Source organism: Dokdonella sp. (assembly GCF_035703485.1).
Lineage (GTDB): Bacteria > Pseudomonadota > Gammaproteobacteria > Xanthomonadales > Rhodanobacteraceae > Dokdonella.
Map to the genome: position 1 here is coordinate 43,748 of NZ_DASSYD010000172.1, position 17,913 is coordinate 61,660.

Genomic DNA, 17,913 nt, shown 5'->3' on the forward strand with positions numbered 1-17,913 from the left:
GCGATTCCCTCAGTGGTCGTGGCCGGCGCCGGATTTTTCGATGTCGGCCTTGATCAGGTAGCTCTGCTCGCTGACATAGCGTGTGCCCGGCTTGAGTCCGCCCAGCACCTCGACGAATTCGCCATCGCGTGCGCCGAGCTCGAGCATGCGTACTTCGTAGGAATCACCCACCTGGGCAAACACGACGGTGAAATCACGAAAGCGCTGCAGGCCCGATTCCTTTACCGCCAGCGGCACTTCCTTTTCCGCAACGGTGACGTTGGCCGACACCGTCATGCCCGGGCGCCAGTGCCCATCGGGATTGGCCAGGCTGGCACGCGCGACAACACTTTGTCCGCGGGTCGCCAGTGGCAGCAAGGTCTCGATGACTGTTTCGCCGCGGGCATCGCCGGTGGCGGAATGGACCTGCACGCGCTGTCCCGCAGTGAGGCGCGCGGCATCCCTGCCGATGGCGTGAAGCTCGACCCATACCTCGGCCAGATCGGCGATTTCGATCAGCGTGTTGTCGCCGGCGACATCACCGATATTGGTATTGCGAGCCAGCACGACACCATCGAACGGCGCGGTCAGCGGATACGTGCGCATGCTTTCATTGGCCTCGACGACGACCAGGGTCTGGCCGCGACGCACGCGATCCCCCTGTTGCACATTCACTGTCCGCACAATGCCCGGGAAGCGCGCCTTGATATCGGCATGGCGATTGGCATTCAGGGCAATGTTGCCGACCAGCGGCACGCGGTCGTGGATCAGCGCCGGACCGGCCTCCTCAACTCTGACGCCCGCTTCTTCGGCAATCGCAGCCGCTATCGTCGTGCGCCCTTCGTGGGAGGCGTAGTTCCAGCGGTGTGACTTGCCGCCATGTTGTGCCGCCACCTCGACGTCAAACGAATGCGGTTCGACAACGGTTTCGCTGCCAACCAGGTAATCGGCCTCCGGCTGGAAAGTGAAGCGGGTCACCTCACCATCCAGACGCTTGAGTTCGATCGTGGCCACGACCTCGCCAGGCTTGAGCGGCTTGTCGTTGCGATAGGCGTACAAACGAAACTGCGGCGGCACTCCAGTTTCGAAACGGGTCACTTCGATTGCGAAGTCACCATCACGCAGCAGGCGGCCGCGGTGCGGACCGCGCTCATGCTCGGCGCCCTCTGAAGCCTCATGGTTGTCCGTGGATTCGGGCGCCGGACTGGAGCCGCCACAAGCGGCCAGCAACGCTGCAAAAACGCAGCCGAGAATGAGTCGGGTGATCATGGCGTAGCCTCCGTGGCGACGGCGGTGAGGCGTTCAACCTCGACCAGCAGGGTGTGGTAACGGGCGGCGGCTTCAACATCGCGTTCGCGCAATTCGAACAGGGTCTTCTGCGCCTGGGCGAGCGAGTAAAACGAGAATCTGCCGGCCATGAATCCCTTGTTGGTGAAGGCCACGGCCTGTTCGGCCCTGGGCAGCATCCGCGTACGCAGCGCCTCAACCTCGGTTCGGGCGTGATTGAGTTCCTGGTATTTTTCGAACAAGGCCTGATGGCGCTCGAAGCGCATGGCATTGCGGCGAGCCTCCACCGCATCCAGTTGCGCATCGGCCTCGGCGATCGAATGGGAAGCACGCGATCGGCTGCCCAGTGGTATCGACAGCGACATCATCAGACCCTGATCATCGAGGGCTTCCAGCCGTCGCACGCCAAGGCTGAGTGTCATGTCCGGCTTGGCACTGGCCGTGGCCAGACGACGCCGGGCAGTGATCGTTTCAGCCTCGAGCAGTGAAGCTCGTTGTTCGGCAGTCATCGGCAGGCGCGCCGCCAAAATTTCGAATGGTTCGACGTCCGGCAGGCTCTCGAGATCGCCGACAACCGCTTCGAAATCGGGCGTCAGCGCACCCCAGCTGGCCGCCAGCGTCATTCGTGCGCTGGCCAGTTCATGCTCGGCATGTTCACGCTGCAACTCCGCATCAATGACCGCGATCTCGGCGGCACGCAGGTGGAACTCGGGATCTCTCGCCGCGGCAACCCAACGGGCAATTTCGCGGCGGCTGAGCTCGGCCTGCTTGATGCGTTCCTCGGCGTAGGCGAGGCGCTGCTGGTCAGCGATCACCTCGATGAAGCGGGCGGTGGTACGGCTGACAATATCGATATGGGCGGTCTCGGCGAGGATCCGCTGCTGGCTGATCTCGGCATCGCCGAGCGCCTGACGCGCAGCGCGTTTGCCTCCGAGCTCGAAGACCCGACCGATTTGCAGGGTGGATTCGGCTGATCGGATTCCGCCAAGCGCGCCCGTGCCGGCCACGTTTTCCAACGAACCGGATATCACGTAGGGCGTGGCAAGACCCTCGCGCCGGGCGCGCGCCTCGGTGGCGCGCAACTGGGCGGACTCTGCAGCCAGCAATGGATTGTTGGCCAATGCACGCGCAACGGCCTGTTCAAGACGCAGGGGTTCGGCGGCGCGAGCCAAGGGGATCGCAGCGCAGGTTCCGACCAGGGCCAGAACCATCAGACAACGCAAATTCACGGTAAATCTCCGATTGATCAACAGACAACAACGCTCAAGCCGCCAGGCAGCGGCCGGTCGGGTCAGGCAATCGGAGGTCGGAACGGTGAAGCGAGCCGCTGCGTCCGCGTCTGGGCCAGATCGACCAACGGCAGTGTGGATGCCAGCGGAATTGCGTTCAGCGAGATCCAGGAAGTCCAGATATTGGCCGACGAACCCGTATCAGCCTGATGCAGGAGCTCATGGCCAACCGTTGATTCATCGGGGTCCGGAGTCTGCTTCTGGTCGCCTGGATGGTCATGGCCATGGCCATGACCGCTGGCACCAGCCAGAGTCGCATGCTCAACGTCATGCAGGGCACTCAACTGGTTGAGCACTGGCCGAGCCATCACGCCAAGCGCCAGCAGCAGCAGAAAACTGGCGCGAAGGACTGATGGCAGCTTGTGGGCAAGGCGGTGCATGTTTTCAGGGTACGGCACGCTCATGGCAACCACAACCGCAATGCGCTTATGACGTCATTCGTCATTGTGTCGCCTCGGCTGGTGGTCCGGGCTCGTTCGCGATGCCAGGCGGGCTTTCTTTCGCGATGTCGTTTCGCAGCTTCGCTCAAGTCGAGGATGACGCTGACTGGTCAGCAGCCAAACCGTGCTTTCAACCACACAACTGTGGACAAAAGGATAGTTTGGCCGACACTCCTGAAGATCAGCTCTCCACGTAGCAACACAATGCGACGGCACCGCGCCAGAAGCTATGTGTTTAGAATCGACTCGGCCAGCTCATCCAGTCGCTTCTTTCTATTGCGCCATTGCGGCATGTGCTTGTCCAATAGCTTGTAGAACCGTGGGCTGTGGTTGTGTTCTTTCAGATGGCAGAGCTCGTGAAGGACTACATAGTCGATGCAATCACGCGGGGCCTTCACCAACCAGGGATTAAGCGTCAGCCTGCCGCCAGGGGAGCAACTGCCCCATTGAACTTGCATTGCCTGAAGCCGCATCGCCGGTGTCGGTAGCCTCCAGTTGAGTTCCGCCACAATCGTCTTCAAGCGTTCTGCAAAGACATCTCTGGCCCGCTCTCGAATCCACCTTTTTGTTGCCTCGCAAACCGATTGACGCTGCGGATCGGTCACGCGAACCTCCAAATGACTTCCACGAAGCTTGACACTCACTTCGGCGGATTCGACTTGTATAACCTTCAGTCGATAGCGTCGACCCAGATACATAAAAGATTCTCCACTCACATACTCGCGTGGAAGGACGTTCTGACGACGACGAAGGAATCCGGCCACGTGCCCCTGAATCCAGCGACCGCGCCTGCGGACGGCGGCGAGAATCGCATCTCGCGACGCATCCACTGGTGCATCAACCACAACGGCACCCTCAGGCTCCACGTGAATGCTGATGCTGCTGTTACGCCTTTGTGGTTGTCGGCGTACCGCAAAATGGACGACGTCGGAACCGTAGTGAAAGCTCCAATCTAGTTCGGCCAAGGCAAGGTTACGCACGACTCAACCCCACACGGACGATCTGAATGATCTGGTCAATGACAGCCTTGGCCTGATCAAGTCCCACACGCTCAAACAGTCTTGGCAGCAGCGCATTTCGCACGACTGCTTCGATGTTCTGTGGGCTGAGGGAGTTTTCCGCGATGGCGTTGCGCACGACCTCATGAACCTCAAGCGCCAAGTCGGCGTATGACTTCTTTTCACTCTCATTCATTTCGACGAAGGCCGCGTCGCCCAGCGCCAACTTGAATGCACCAAAGTACGCCTTTGCATGCCGGTTTTCTGCGAGGGAAGAAGGGATGCCAGGCGTCTCTCGCCCTTGAACCTTCTGCTCAAACTCCTTGAACAGTGCGTACTGCTTGAGCGGATGATCGAACATCGCCTCCGCCTCGGCGATCGCCTGACGCAGCAACTCGCCAAAAACCTTTTGCGCGTAAGGGTCATCGGCGAGTTCTTGTTCGATGGTTTTTCGCACACGGGTTTTGATCTGATCGGTCTCGTTGCGCGTCTTCTCCTCGGACCATTCGTGCGGATCCTCGGTTTTGCCGAGCTCATGTACAAGATAGACACCTTCCGGATCGCGGACCTCACGTCCGATCACTTGCTTGTCCACCAGTTTGCGAATTTGCTCCTCGTAAACGCTGTAGTCGACCGTCTCCATCGCATCCACGCGAGCGATCTGACGCAAGCTGGAGAAGAAGCGCAAGTCGTCCTTGTAACGACGGATCAAGTCTTCCGAAAAGCTCTTGTCTTCGAAAAAGCTGCGCGATGAAAGTGATGTCTGCAGGCACAGCCCGAACTCCGTCAGCGCGTTCGAAAAATCGTCACGCAGTTTCTGTCGCTCGTCGTACTCCTCGTCGTCGCTTCCTTTGACGATATGCGGTTTCAGAATCTCGCGGTATTGCTCCGTGTCCTTGCGATTGGCGACATTCTTGAAGAACGACCACAGACGATCGTGCAGAGAAGGCAGACGTTTGTATTCGGTGCTGAATGCTTGATAGAGGCCATCGAGGTCGGCCAAATCGAAACCACCCTGGGTGCGCTCTTCCAACTCCTGATACGCGCGAACCGCGATGTCGAGCTCCTTCAGGATGCCGCGGTAGTCCACCAGCACGCCGTAGCGCTTGGCATCATGCAGGCGATTCACGCGTGCCACGGCCTGAATCAGGTTGTGCCCCTTCAGCGGCTTGTCGATATACAGCACGGTGTTACGCGGCTCGTCGAAGCCGGTGAGCAGCTTGTCGACCACGATCAGCAGGTCGGGCGAGCCGTCGCTGCCGAAGTCCTGCAGCACCTGCTTCTCGTGGTCTTCGGCATCGAGCTTCTGATCGATGATGTTTTGCTTCCACCACTTCTGCACTTCCGGCATCGCGTCTTCGTCAATCTCGCTATTGCCTTCGCGCGTATCCGGGGCGGAGATCACGACGGCGCTGCTCACCAGGCCGGTGTCGTCCAGTGCCCGTTTGTAGCGGATCGCATCGAGCTTGCTGTCGGTGGCGACCTGGCCTTTCAGGCCGATATCCAGTTGCTTGATGTTCTCGTTGAAGTGGTTGGCGATATCCCAGGCGATCAGCTCGATGCGGTTTGCCGCGCCGTAGACGGCCCGCTTGCCGGCGAACTTCTTCTTGAGGTCCGAACTTTGCGCGGCCGACAGGCCCGCAGTGATCTTGTCGAACCAGCGGTTGACCGCCTCCTCGTTGATGTCCAGCTCTGGCACGCGCTCCTCGTACAGCAGCGGGGCCACAGTCTCGTCTTCCACCGCGCGCTGCATCGAATACGCGTGCACGATCGGGCCGAATTTGTTCGCCGTCTTCTCGTTCTTCAGCAACGGTGTACCGGTAAAGGCGATATAGGCCGCCTTCGGCAGCGCCTTGCGCATGCGCTCGTGGGTTTCGCCGCCGTGGCTGCGATGGCCCTCATCCACCAGCACGATCAGGTCCGGTGAATCATTACGGCATTCCGGCAGCTTGGAGGCGGTGTTGAACTTCTGCACCAGCGAGAAGGTGATCCGTTCCGTGCCATGGCCGATGCGCTTGGCGAGCTCGCGCCCGGAGGTCACCTTACTGCCCTCGCCTTCCTTGCGGGTAGCTATCGCCGAGCCAAAGGCGCCACCGGTCATGAAGTTGCGCGCCAGTTGGGTCTCCAGGTCGATGCGGTCGGTCACTACCACCACGCGGCATTCTTTCAGCGCGCGGGTCAACAGCAGCGCTTTGGTGAGGAACACCATGGTGAAGCTCTTGCCCGAACCGGTGGTATGCCACAGCACACCGCCTTCTCGTCCACCATCGGGGCGCTTCTGTGCAATGCGCGCCAGCAAGGCGCGGATGCCGAAAAACTGCTGGTAGCGCGCCACCAGCTTGCCGACCTTGCGGTCGAACAGCACAAAGCCGCGCAGGAACTCCAGCAGCCGGGCGGGCGTGAGCAACCCGACCAACAGGCGGTCCTGATCGGTGAGCAGCATCGGCTGCGACCACATCGCCTCGAAGTAAGTGCGCAACCGGGCCGGCTTGCCTTCGAACAACGCGCGCTGCGTGTCCAGGGGCAGCGTACGGTTCTTGATCGCTTCCAGCGGCTTCTCGTCGAACTCTTCCTCGCGCCAGCGCGCCCAGAACTTGGTCGCGGTATGCGTGGTGCCGTAGCGACCGTCGGTCTGGCTGATCGATAGCAGCAGCTGGGCATAGGCGAACAGCTGCGGAATCTCATCCTGCCGCTGGTTGCGCAGGTGCTGGCTGATGCCCTCGGTGACCATCGCCTTGCCGAACTTCCCCGACTCCGGCCGCTTGGCCTCGATCACCACCAGCGGCAGGCCGTTGACGTAGCAGACGATGTCCGGCGTGCGGTGATGCGTGCCCTGGGCGGACAGCAGCTCGCATTCCTCGGTCACGTCCCACAGGTTCGCAGCCGGATCAGTCCAGTCGATGATGCGGACGGTCGGCTGGTGCTTCTTGCCGTCCGGCATGAACTCGGTGACGGTAATGCCCAGCGCCAGCTTGTTGTACAGCCGCTCGTTGGCCGCCAATAATCCCTCGGCCATCGCCAGCGCGGACAGCTCGCGCACGATCTGGTCGATCGCACTGGGCGAGAGCGGAAAGCGCTCGCCCTTGTAGTCGAAACGGCGACTCTGCAGCACCTCGATCAGACGCGGTTTCAACAGCACTTCGCGGGTGCTGCCGCGCAGCGCCAGGCATTCGGCCACGGTCAGATAGCGCCAGCCCAGATTCGCCAACAGGTGCAAGGCCGGCAAGTGGGCGCTGTATTGCTCGCGGGTATCGGGGGCGCCGTCGTTCATGGGCTGACCGCTTGTATCGATTCAGACTGGCACACGTTGCGTTTACCAGTGAAAAATTGCTGCATCAAAAACTCTTTCTCGTGCACCACCCCTTGCATGTTCGATATAGCCGCATCCAACTCTCGATCGCATAGGGTCAATACTTTCGCGACTGCCATTTGTTCTTCATAGCTAGGGACGCCGACGCAAATTGCTCTCAATGCATTTTTCGAGAGGTTCTTCATGCTGCCGCTGGTGCCAGAGGCTATGCCGAGCAATTTGGCCTTCACTGCAGGCGTCAATAGTAAGTAGGAAAGCCAGCGCGTATCGACAAACTTCTTGGCCGTGGCTTGCCATAGGCGGTCCGGAAGAAAGGTATTCGGCGGCGCATGTTCAACGTAGGCACATGCTCCGACCAAATTGGGCGTGTTCATTCGGCTAATCAACAGACTGTCGTCACGAAGAGGCTCCCTCAGTCGCGAAATTTCCTGCTGATCGACAACAGCTTTGCGCTCGGAGGCTCTAAATCTTCCACCAGTAATACAACTGGTCTTTAAAATTGATGGGCAGAATTCACCGATCGTTTGATCGGAAGAGTTAACGCTGACGCCCGCGTCTAGGGATTGAAACAAGTCACCGAGACGCATGTTGCGCCAAGGCGCGTCGAACGACTTCAATCTTTGCTCGCCTGTCATGAGTCGATGGAGTAGCACATTCCTCTGTGACTTGTAATTCTCGATCAGGGCGACGTTGACGGCGATTGCTCTATCCCACGTCGCTAAAATTTCCGCGATCTTTTTTTGCTCCATGACTGAGGGAACTGACACTGGAATTCGTGCGAAGTCGGCAAAATAAAGTCGCAATCTGTCTGAAGTTAGCCCGTGTGAATATGCCCAGAATAGATAGATCATTCGTTGGGAGCCGAAGAGTTGCGACGCATAGAGTGAGTCGACTTTTTCTTTCGGTGCTAGAACCACGTAGGCAGGGCTAACAAGCCCGCCCTGGTCAGCGAGACCGAAAGCACCCTGCCACATCCGCATCATGTTGTATGCGATGTCACCGGGTTTCACGAGCAAATGCTCTTCTGGGGCTAAAGTTGTGTCCTGCTTGCGCTCCAAGTCTTCGCGATCGACTAGGCCATCGTTCATTGTGACCGACAGCACCGGCAAGCCAGGGCTACCCTTCTCACGTCGGCTTTTGAACAGATCGCCAAGGCGGCAATTTCCTTCATAAGCCATCAGCTCTTAGCCTTCTTTGATGTCGTGCGCTCGATCTGCTCCAACTCTTTTATGTCTTCCACATCCGCCGCCAGCGCTTCGGCCTGACGCCGCTTCGCATCGAACTCCGCATAGCGCTCGTGCGCCACCTGCTGCATCCGCTCGTGGCTGATCCGACCCGCACCCTTCAGCAGCGGCCGCTCGTTGAAGTCGATGAAGTTGTCCACGTACTGACGCCAGTCGGCCATGCGGATGTCCTGCCGCTTCTTTGCGCGGTCTGCGTCGTAATCGAGAAACATCGTCTCGATTCGGCTCCGCTCGGTACGAACGATTAAGTTATCTTGAATGGATGCCTCGTCTCGCAGCTCACCTTCGGCGGACACGTTCTTCATGTTGATGTTGGGCGCCGAGGTTTGAAACGGTTCGACCGGCACCATCTGGCTGAGCCAGACGGCGGCATGCTCGGCCGGGTATACCACCAGTTCGCCATGACGCGCGGCCGATGCGCCGATATCAGTAGGGAAATCGAGGCTGGACCGTCGGCGATCGCTCATGGCTTGTCCTTTCCGACATGCTTGCGTTTCTCGCGCTCGATCTGCTGGATGCTTTTGTCGGGAACTGCTAGGTGCTCAGGCATGGTTCCGCCAATTTCCTCGATGGTTTGGCGTACTTTTTTGCCCACTTCATAGTGCGTACGGTTGGCTGCCGACTTTCCCTTGATGCCGTCGCGCTTGAGCTTGTCTTCCGTCTGGGTGGCCCGAAACAGGTTGGCGGCCAGTTCGGTGCTACCCATGTGATCCAAGATCTTGTGGCTCTTCTTCAGTCCCTTGAGCGCGTGCAGCTCCTTGTTGCCCAACCCTCCATACAGCCCCTTGTAGCCGTGATTCTGAAACACGGCGTAGTCGACCGGTGTTTCGACGCCGGCTTGCTGTGCGGCTGCCGCCAGATGCTTGTTGTGCTCGGAGAGTTCATCACGGAGCATCAGTCGCCGCTGATCCTCGTTCAGTGCGGCGAAAGAGTTGTCTGAATCGACCTCCTGGATGCGCTCATAGCCGACCTGCGCCAGCCAGCGCTTGAATGGCTCCGCCTTGGGTGAGGGAATCGATTGGATGACTCGCAGCACTCCCTGCATGTTGGCGCAGTTGAGCAATTGCACGCCCCCCGGTGTGGCCAGGCGAAGGGGGGAGGCAATTTGCCCCCACCCTTCGGCTAACCCCGCGTCACGCTTACGTAAATCCTTTAGATACCCCTCAGGCTGAATGGAATCGGTCAGCACTGCCACGACATCGACAATGGCAAACCACCATTCATCGTTGTGCCAAGTGCGGCGGACTACCTGACTTTCAAATGCCGCCAACTCCGCATCTACTGGATTAGCGGGCTGCTGCTCTTTCTTACTCATAGCCAAGCTCCTTGAGGTAGACCGTCATTTGCTCCTCCAGCCTGGCCAGCTCGGCCTTCAGCTCCAGCCGCTCCTTGCGTACGGCCATCAGGTCGATTTCCTCTTCTTCCTCGAAGGTGTCGACATAGCGCGGAATGTTGAGGTTGTAGTCGTTCTCGACAATTTCAGCAGGGCTGGCCAAGTAAGCGTACTTGTCTACATTGGCACGAGCGTTGGCCGTATCGAGGATGCGCTGCAGGTCGGTTTCGCGCAGGTAGTTTTGATTCTTGCCGTCCTCGTAGTCGCGGCTGGCATCGATGAAGAGCACCTTGTCATTTCCTTTCTTCTTTCGAAATACCAATATCGCAGCGGGGATACCCGTGCCATAAAACAGCTTCTCCGGCAGGCCGATCACGATGTCGAGCAGGTTTTCGTCGATTAGCTTTTTTCGAAGCTTTCCTTCGGCCGCGCCGCGGAACAGCACGCCGTGCGGCACCACGACAGCCATGCGACCGGTGCGCGGCTTCATGGTTTCGATCATGTGCAGAATGAAGGCGTAATCACCTTTGGTTCGCGGCGGCACACCGCGACGGAAGCGACTGAATTTGTCAGTATCGGCACCTTCGTGGCCCCACTTCTCCAGCGAGAATGGTGGATTGGCTACTACGATGTCAAAGTGCTTGAGGCTGGCCTCGCTGTCCAGCAGCTTGGGGTTGCGAATGGTGTCGCCCCACTCGATGCGGTGGTTGTCCTCGCCGTGCAGGAACATGTTCATCTTGGCCAGCGCCCAGGTGCTGCCAATGGCCTCTTGCCCGAAAAGTGCGTATTTGCGTGATCCCGAGCGGTCGCGGATTAGCCGACCGACTTTCAGCAAGAGTGATCCTGAGCCGCAAGTGGGGTCGCTGATTTCGTCGCCTTCTTTGGGATCCATCAGTCGGGCCATCAGTGACGAGACTTCCGGCGGCGTATAGAACTCGCCGGCCTTCTTGCCGCTGCTGGAAGCGAAGTTCTTGATCAAAAATTCGTAGGCGTTGCCGATGATGTCGAGCGTGCCGACCCGGCTAGGACGCAGGTTGAGTTCAGGCTTGGCGAAATCCTCCAGCAGATGGCGAAGGATGTCATTCTTCTGCTGCTCGTCGCCCAACTTGTTGGCATTGAAGCTGATGTCTTGGAACACGTCGCGCAACTTGCCGATGTTGGCTTCTTCGATGGCATGTAGCGCCTTGTCGATGCGCTCACCATTGCCGGCAGCATGCCGCTGCTCATGGAGCGCATAGAAGTTGGCCTTCGGCGGAAGCACGAAGCGCTCGTTCTTGAGCATCTCCTTGATCAACTCGGGATGATCGCCGTACTCGGCCTTGTAGCCGTCGTAGTGATCCTGCCAGACGTCTGAAATGTACTTCAGAAACAACATCGTCAGCACATAGTCTTTGTAGATGCTCGGATCCACAGTGCCGCGAAAGGTGTCGCAGGCTGCCCAAACGGCGGCATTGATGGTTTCTTGGGCGATATCTGTCTTGCTCATGCGGGTTTCCATAATCGTTATGTGAGTAGGCGGGCGGCGAGGATCGCCAACTCTGTTTCGCGGTTCTTGATCAGCGCTTGAAAAGTATCGTGTTCTGCATTTGCTGCACGCATCAGGTTGACCATCGCGCTTTGCAGCTCGATCGGCGGAATCCGAATCTCAGTCATTTCCAACACCGCGCGACGAATACTTAGTTGGTGGCTCCCTTCGGCCGACTGACGGAGGTAGCGCTGCGCGGGGACTTGATTGAGTTGCCAAGCAACGAATGCAGGGAGGAGCCGGTCAGGCGCCTTCACTCTAATCACATAAATGTGCTGGGAGCAGACCGTTCGAGCCGGCGGCCTGGTAACCAATGCGGAATACGCGTGGGCGCCTCGGGCGACAAAGAGCACATCCTGATCGAGCACCCAATCGGGCTCCTTGCGGCCTTCGACTTCCGTGGTCAGTAGGTCGTCGCAGTTGTTGAGACCGACACGCGTTACATCTCGTATCTGAATAATCCGAACGCTACCGCCTGGGACCTCCGGGATTGCTCCGCGGAACGGGTAGCCCATACGAATTTCGGCTACCTCACCCAGCTTCCTAATGATTGCATCATTTCCCATGATGCAAATAATGCTTGACTCGCATGTTTCGTGTCAATACCATCGCATCATCGTAAATGATGCAAATAAACGAGGGCTCAAATGGCGGGCAGTCAGAAACCTAGGCGGACCAACAAGAAGGCGGGTCGATTTTCGACGCCGGAGCCCGTTAGGCGGCTCGTCTGGGTGCGTGCGGCCGGGCATTGCGAACAGTGTGGAGCTGACGTCACCCAGGATTTCAGGACCGGCAAGACATTCAACTGGGCGGAAGTCGCGCACGTGTTACCGGCAAGCCCTCAAGGGCCCCGGGCTTCCGCGGGATATGACGAGGGTGCTGCAGAGCGCCACACGACCGACCCGGACAATCTGATGCTCCTATGCCCGTCTTGCCACGCTCGCACGGATCTCGATGCGGACGGATACCCCACCCACGACCTTTCGCGCCACCACCGTGACCATATCGAGCAAATTCGGCACGCGGCCAGCCGTGGAGAAACCCAACGGGCATCCGGCCTGATCATTCTGGGTGGCCACTTCGCTACCGAGAACATCGTTCGCGGCAGGGATCTCGCTGACGCTATGCTCTCTGAGAGTCTTTGGGCCGACGGCGACATCCAGATCTTGCGCTTGCGAGGACCAGGGCCTGATGGGCGTGATGAGGTCTACTGGCGCGCGATCGAACAGGACATAGACAAAAACCTGCAAGATCGGTTGACGAAGCGCACCAATGCGCTTGGTGATCCCCTCAATCTGGCCGTAGTTGGCTTGGCGGATATCCCGACTCTGATTCGGGTTGGTCGGCAACTTGGTGACCGCAGCAATCGCTTCCTCTTCTCGCGGGACCGCAGCGGGACCCTGCGCTGGATTGATCCTGCGGCACCGGCGCCCGGATGGACCTATGTCGGACCGCCGCCAGGAGATGGTCCGATTGCGCTTGTACTGGCGCTATCTGCTGCGCTAGCGGATGCAGCCATTCTTGATGCGCTGCCTGGCGCACGCATTGCGCGCTTCACTCTACCAACGCCTGAATATGGCTTGATCCGGAATCGCGCGACTATCGATTCATTTCGGCGCGCGTTGCAGCCTCATCTGAGCCAGCTTGAGGCAAGTACTACCGACCCACTGCATCTGTTTGCCGCAATTCCTGCTGCGATCGCCTTGGAGTTCGGAGCGTTGCTTTCCACCAACCACGCCCATCGATACGTGATTTATGACCGCGAGGGGGACTCAAATCGATTCGCCAAGATGATGGAGCTTGGACCCCGCCAGCCGTCGCACACCGCAAGCGAACAATGAGCAAGGAAACCGACATGACGACCAGTGCCAACCAGCGACTCGAAGCCATTCTTCAGGAGATAGACCTTCCGGAGCGGGCCTACCAGCTTGCTCAAAATCGTTACGAGGATATTGGGAATTGGCTTGGACGAGAGGATTCCTCTCTGGCGCCTTACCAACCCCACGTTTTCGTTCAGGGCTCTTTCGCACTCGGGACACCCATTCGTCCCATCGTCGACGGTGAAGAGTACGACCTGGACTTTTCTTGCCGACTCAAGAGCGGCGTTACGCGCATCAGTCATACGCAGCAGCAACTCAAGGAGCTACTCAGAATTGAGCTTGCGGCTTACCGCGAAGCGCGTCAGATCAAGAAGGAGCTGGAGGAAAAGAACCGCTGCTGGCGGCTCGGGTACCAAGACGAGCTGCGATTTCATATGGACGTTGTGCCAGGCATCCCTGCTGATGAGTTGCGCCGCCGCGAGCTGAGCGAGGCGATGGCACAAAATGGATTGGAAACTGCAGTTGCAGAGCAGGCAGCTCGTCGAGCCATATGGATCACCGATATCGAAGATCCGAACTACGCGCTTCTGAGTCGAATTTGGCCCTCAAGCAACCCCGGCGGCTACTTGCTTTGGTTCCGAACGAGAATGATGAGCCTGCAGAAGCGCCTTTTGGCAGAAGCTCAAGTTGATCCCGTTCCTGTTTATCGCAGCAAGAATTCACTTCAGAGAGTAGTTCAGCTTCTGAAGAGGCACCGCGATGTCATGTTCATGGACCAGCCCGATTCGAAGCCGGCATCAATCATTCTTACGACGATAGCTGGCCGTGCATACGTCGAAGGCGAATCGCTCGCGCAATCAATGCTGCGCGTCCTGGACGAACTTGAACAAGTTCGAGCGTCAGACACCGATGAAATTCTCAATCCGGTCAATCCAAAGGAAAACTTCGCCGATCGCTGGTTCCGCGAGGACTGCGCAAAATTTTTGCTCAAGCAGAACTTTCACCTTTGGGTTCAACAAGCCAATAGAGACTTCCGCTCAATGCTGGATGACGAAACAACGCGTCTCGTCGAGATTGTAGAAGATAGGCTCAACGTGAAGGTTTCAGACGACTTGCGCCGCGCACTGGGTCTTGCGTCGACGGTTTCGGTCTCCTCACCTCGCATCATCCAAACTGCCTCGGCGCCCCCCAAGCCTTGGGCTCAGTGAGAGGTGCGCTTCACTCAAGCACACATCGATGAACTGTTGGACGCTTGGCCTCTCCTGCGCAGACAGCCAACGACAAAGAGAGACGTATGCAGTGTCGTCGGACTACTGGACTTTTCGATGGAACCGGCGGGACTGCCCAAAATCGAGGATAGCTACAGAATCCAAATAGATGTCCCGCTAGGTCGAACGACCTTCGCGCCGCCTGTTTATGAGAGGGGAGGTCGAATTCCGCAAGGGAACGACAACCATGTCAATTCAGACGGAACTTTGTGCCTTGGATCACCATGGACCTTGCGTCTGAAGCTGGGTAATCCACCAAACCTGGTGCGCTATGCAGAAGAGTGTATTGCGCCGTTCCTGTATGCAGCAACGTGGCGCGAGCAAGGCAATCAGGGATTTCCTTTTTCGGAACTCAGCCATGGTCTCGTCGGGCTCGAAGAGGACTATGCGAGCATCTTGGGGTTGAGCGGACGTCGCAGCGCAATCGAGGCAATCAAACTCCTTCGATTGCGCCCGCGGCTTGCGAACAAGCGGGCTTGCCCTTGCGGATGTGGCCGGAGACTAGGCCTATGCAACTATCGGGTGATCCTTAACGGATTGAGGTCTGGGCTACCGCGTTCATTCTTCTCAATCGTGCTTGAACAAATCAACGACGGTCGTGCGCTGGAAAGACCCAAGTTGTCACCTCGTCGACACCGGTTGGCTAACAACCATTCGAAAAAGCTGTCTCGGGCCTAAGCATTCCGTGCGGCCAAACTATGCTTTCCGCCACAAACAACGAATGAATAATCGCCGCGCATTCATCTGAATGAACCCAGGCCAACTGGTAACGGTGTGCTAACCGCGATCTACGCAAAAATTTCCGCGCCGATCGGTAGCTTCTTCACCGCGACGATGACCGCCTCCGAACGCTTCAGCGGGCATCGCCGCAACACTCCCCCAAGAGCAGCAAGAGGAACATCCATGAACCAGGACATTATCGAAGGCAAATGGAAGCAACTGAGAGGTTCGATCCGCAATCAGTGGGGCAAACTCACTGACGACGACCTCGACCGTCTTGACGGCAATCAGCAATATCTCTCCGGCAAACTCCAGGAGCGCTACGGCTGGGCGAAAGACAAGGCAGACGAGGAAATCAAGCGCTTCGAGAAATCGCTGCACTGACTCTCTCCCTCCCCCCGAGCCCGCATTGAACGATGCGGAAACCAGAAACCGCGTCTCACCGGACGCGGTTTCTTTTTGTGCGAAATCTGCTGAACTATTTCTTCGGCAGCGGCAGGAACTTCTTCGCATCGAAGCCGCCGACATCGAAATGCAGGGTGCGTGTCGACTTGCCCTTGTCGTGTACCTCGATATCGACCTTCTTCGATTTCTCGACCTGCGCGATGAACTTCTTGTCTTCCTCGATGAAGATGGCTGGCTCACCGGTCGGTGGGATGCTGCCTTCCATGGTCATCGGTTTGCCGCCGTCGAAGCTCATCGTGATCCGGCAATTCTTCGCACAGGTGAAGCCGGGCTCGCTGCCATAGAGAAATACGCTCTGGCCCCACTCGGTGTGGCGACGAAAAACCAGTCGCACCTTGTCGCCGGCAACGCTCGGATCGTCATTGCTGTAGACCGTCGCCGTGCTTTGCGTGCCACCGGCCATCGGCGAGGTCTGATAAGTCCACAAGCGGGCCATGCGCCGTGCCTCGCCCTCTGTGTTCGCTTTTTCGCGGAGCTTCTCGATCTCCGGACGCACGCGCGCGGCCGCAGCGCTGTCCGGATACATCCTGATCAATTCATCTCCAAGCGGCAGCGCCAGTTCGGCATTGTCGGCCTGAATCATCTGCTCGTACATCGCGTAGTGCTGCTCGGCCTTGGCTTCCATTTGCGCCTTGGCGGCGGCGATGGCATCCGCGGAGGGCGCGGCCGGTGGCTCCTGGGTCGTACAGGCGCTCAGGCAGACGAGGATCAGAAGTGAAGCGGAGAGATTGTGCAATACGCGCATCGGCATCGGTTCCGGTTGCAGACAAGGCCCGCGAATATAACGCCGATCAGGAATCGAAGTGAGACTCCGCATTCAGTAGCGGCGACACGGATCGCGGCCGAGATTGCGATCATAGGTCGATGGCACGTCATCGAACTCGCGTCCATCACGCCCCACCGAGCGCATGCCCCGGCAGGCTTCAAGGCGGGGAATGCGTCGCCCACTGACCGCTTCGCGCGGAGCACCGCGACGACCACCAATCAAGCCACTACGATCAATCGACGCCGGACATCGGCTGTGCCGGTAGAAGAGCGCGCCGCTTTGCGTACGACACTCATAGGAATATTCGACTTCGGCGCGGGGCTTCTGCTGCGGAGTCCGCGTCTTTGATCGCCCGTGCGGATGGCTTGATCCATAGTCCGGAGAGCGCGAAACCGGTGGCGCAGGTTCGATCATGATTTGCTGTTCGCGCATTCCAGGCTTGCAGGGAACCGCCTGAAATGCGATCTCGCCGTCGCGATTGATACACTTGAAGACGTCCTGAGCGTGGGCGCGGCTGATGGCAGGCGAGATCGCGATCACGGCGACAAGCAAAAGGGAGGCGGTGGCAAGATATCGAAACACGACGGTCATCCAGATCAGTTGTCCGCATCTTCGCCAGACCGCACAAGATTGACCAGCGCAGTTCGCCGCTTCTGCGTGTAGGAAAATTGCCATACGAGATCATGCCGCTCCACGAAGCGGCACCAACTGCCCTGCACTTCCCGACGAATCCCGACCTTCAATAGCCGAATGGCTGGTCATCCCGAATCCCGAATCCCGAATCCCGAATCCCGAATCAATTGTCAAAACGCAAAATCATCCACGTCGATATGGACGCCTTCTACGCCTCGGTCGAGCAGCGTGACGATCCGTCGTTGCGCGGTCGGCCGGTTGTGGTCGCGTGGCGTGGAGCGCGCTCGGTGGTCTGTGCCGCATCGTATGAAGCGCGGCCATTCGGCGTGCGTTCGGCGATGCCGGCGGTAACCGCCGAGCGTCTGTGTCCGGATGCGGTCTTCGTTCCGCCCGATTTCACGCGCTATCGCGCCGTTTCCCGTCAGGTACGCGAAATCTTCCTGCGTCACACCGATCTGGTCGAACCGCTGTCGCTCGACGAAGCCTATCTCGATGTGACCGAAAATCACGGCGGCCTGCCGTCGGCCACGGCGGTTGCCCGGATGATTCGCGCACAGATTCGCGAAGAGACTGCGCTGGTCGCATCCGCCGGTGTTGCACCGAACAAGTTCCTGGCCAAGATCGCCTCGGACTGGGACAAGCCCGATGGCCTGTTCGTGATCAAGCCGAATGCCGTCGAAGCATTCCTGACGCCACTCCCGGTGGCACGCATCCACGGTGTCGGCAAGGTCATGGACGCCAGGCTCGCCGCTCTCGGCATCCGCACCGTTGGAGATTTGCGCGCCCGCGAGGTGCGCGAGCTTGAAAGCCTTTTCGGTCGCTACGGTCGGCGCCTG

General features: G+C 58.7%; 16 protein-coding genes. 4 read left to right on the forward strand and 12 right to left on the reverse strand.

Annotated elements, in window-relative coordinates; all coding sequences use genetic code 11:
- Positions 1–9: 9 nt before the first annotated feature.
- From VFN25_RS13350 to VFN25_RS13395, 10 genes are all read right to left on the reverse strand, one after another.
- Positions 10–1,248 carry an efflux RND transporter periplasmic adaptor subunit gene (locus tag VFN25_RS13350; RefSeq protein WP_325142715.1) on the reverse strand — a complete coding sequence of 413 codons (1,239 nt, stop codon included), beginning with the start codon at positions 1,246–1,248 and terminating at the stop codon, positions 10–12.
- Positions 1,245–2,495 carry a TolC family protein gene (locus VFN25_RS13355; protein WP_325142717.1) on the reverse strand — a complete coding sequence of 417 codons (1,251 nt, stop codon included), beginning with the start codon at positions 2,493–2,495 and terminating at the stop codon, positions 1,245–1,247. The genes VFN25_RS13350 and VFN25_RS13355 overlap by 4 nt, the downstream gene beginning before the upstream one ends.
- Before the next feature lie 62 nt (positions 2,496–2,557).
- Complete coding sequence (locus tag VFN25_RS13360; protein WP_325142719.1) at positions 2,558–2,959, reverse strand: hypothetical protein; 402 nt, start codon at positions 2,957–2,959, stop codon at positions 2,558–2,560.
- 263 nt (positions 2,960–3,222) lie between these two features.
- Positions 3,223–3,975, reverse strand: a complete 753-nt coding sequence (locus VFN25_RS13365; RefSeq protein ID WP_325142721.1) for a SprT family zinc-dependent metalloprotease — start codon at positions 3,973–3,975, stop codon at positions 3,223–3,225.
- Positions 3,968–7,264 (reverse strand): HsdR family type I site-specific deoxyribonuclease, encoded by a 3,297-nt coding sequence (locus VFN25_RS13370; RefSeq protein WP_325142723.1) that lies wholly within the window; start codon positions 7,262–7,264, stop codon positions 3,968–3,970. The genes VFN25_RS13365 and VFN25_RS13370 overlap by 8 nt, the downstream gene beginning before the upstream one ends.
- Positions 7,261–8,481, reverse strand: coding sequence for a restriction endonuclease subunit S (locus VFN25_RS13375; RefSeq protein ID WP_325142725.1), 1,221 nt, complete (start codon positions 8,479–8,481; stop codon positions 7,261–7,263). The genes VFN25_RS13370 and VFN25_RS13375 overlap by 4 nt, the downstream gene beginning before the upstream one ends.
- Positions 8,481–9,014: a RhuM family protein gene (gene rhuM / locus VFN25_RS13380; protein WP_325142728.1), complete on the reverse strand. Its 534-nt coding sequence runs from the start codon at positions 9,012–9,014 to the stop codon at positions 8,481–8,483. Before rhuM ends, VFN25_RS13375 begins: the two co-directional genes overlap by 1 nt.
- Positions 9,011–9,862: a BRO family protein gene (locus VFN25_RS13385; RefSeq protein WP_325142730.1), complete on the reverse strand. Its 852-nt coding sequence runs from the start codon at positions 9,860–9,862 to the stop codon at positions 9,011–9,013. Before VFN25_RS13385 ends, rhuM begins: the two co-directional genes overlap by 4 nt.
- Positions 9,855–11,366 (reverse strand): type I restriction-modification system subunit M, encoded by a 1,512-nt coding sequence (locus VFN25_RS13390; protein WP_325142732.1) that lies wholly within the window; start codon positions 11,364–11,366, stop codon positions 9,855–9,857. The genes VFN25_RS13385 and VFN25_RS13390 overlap by 8 nt, the downstream gene beginning before the upstream one ends.
- Positions 11,367–11,383: 17 nt before the next feature.
- On the reverse strand, positions 11,384–11,971 hold the full coding sequence (locus tag VFN25_RS13395; protein WP_325142734.1) for a restriction endonuclease subunit S: 588 nt from the start codon (positions 11,969–11,971) through the stop codon (positions 11,384–11,386).
- 81 nt (positions 11,972–12,052) lie between these two features.
- Here VFN25_RS13395 and VFN25_RS13400 point away from each other — a divergent pair, with 81 nt between their 5' ends.
- The 3 genes from VFN25_RS13400 (at position 12,053) to VFN25_RS13410 (ending at position 15,597) form a co-directional block, all read left to right on the forward strand.
- Positions 12,053–13,246 (forward strand): SAVED domain-containing protein, encoded by a 1,194-nt coding sequence (locus VFN25_RS13400; RefSeq protein ID WP_325142735.1) that lies wholly within the window; start codon positions 12,053–12,055, stop codon positions 13,244–13,246.
- A complete protein-coding gene (locus VFN25_RS13405) occupies positions 13,243–14,433 on the forward strand; it encodes a nucleotidyltransferase (protein WP_325142737.1) in 1,191 nt (396 codons plus the stop codon). Before VFN25_RS13400 ends, VFN25_RS13405 begins: the two co-directional genes overlap by 4 nt.
- A 963-nt stretch (positions 14,434–15,396) precedes the next feature.
- Entirely contained in the window at positions 15,397–15,597 is a 201-nt protein-coding gene (locus tag VFN25_RS13410) for a CsbD family protein (RefSeq protein WP_325142745.1), read from the forward strand.
- Between the two features lie 94 nt (positions 15,598–15,691).
- Here VFN25_RS13410 and VFN25_RS13415 read toward each other — a convergent pair whose 3' ends face one another.
- Both VFN25_RS13415 and VFN25_RS13420 read right to left on the reverse strand, forming a co-directional pair.
- On the reverse strand, positions 15,692–16,423 hold the full coding sequence (locus VFN25_RS13415; protein ID WP_325142739.1) for a hypothetical protein: 732 nt from the start codon (positions 16,421–16,423) through the stop codon (positions 15,692–15,694).
- A gap of 72 nt (positions 16,424–16,495) precedes the next feature.
- A complete protein-coding gene (locus VFN25_RS13420) occupies positions 16,496–17,026 on the reverse strand; it encodes a DUF4124 domain-containing protein (RefSeq protein ID WP_325142741.1) in 531 nt (176 codons plus the stop codon).
- A 218-nt stretch (positions 17,027–17,244) separates the two neighbouring features.
- Between VFN25_RS13420 and dinB the strand changes: the two genes are divergently transcribed.
- The coding region (gene dinB / locus VFN25_RS13425) for a DNA polymerase IV (protein WP_325142743.1) at positions 17,245–17,913 on the forward strand (669 nt) is incomplete at its 3' end.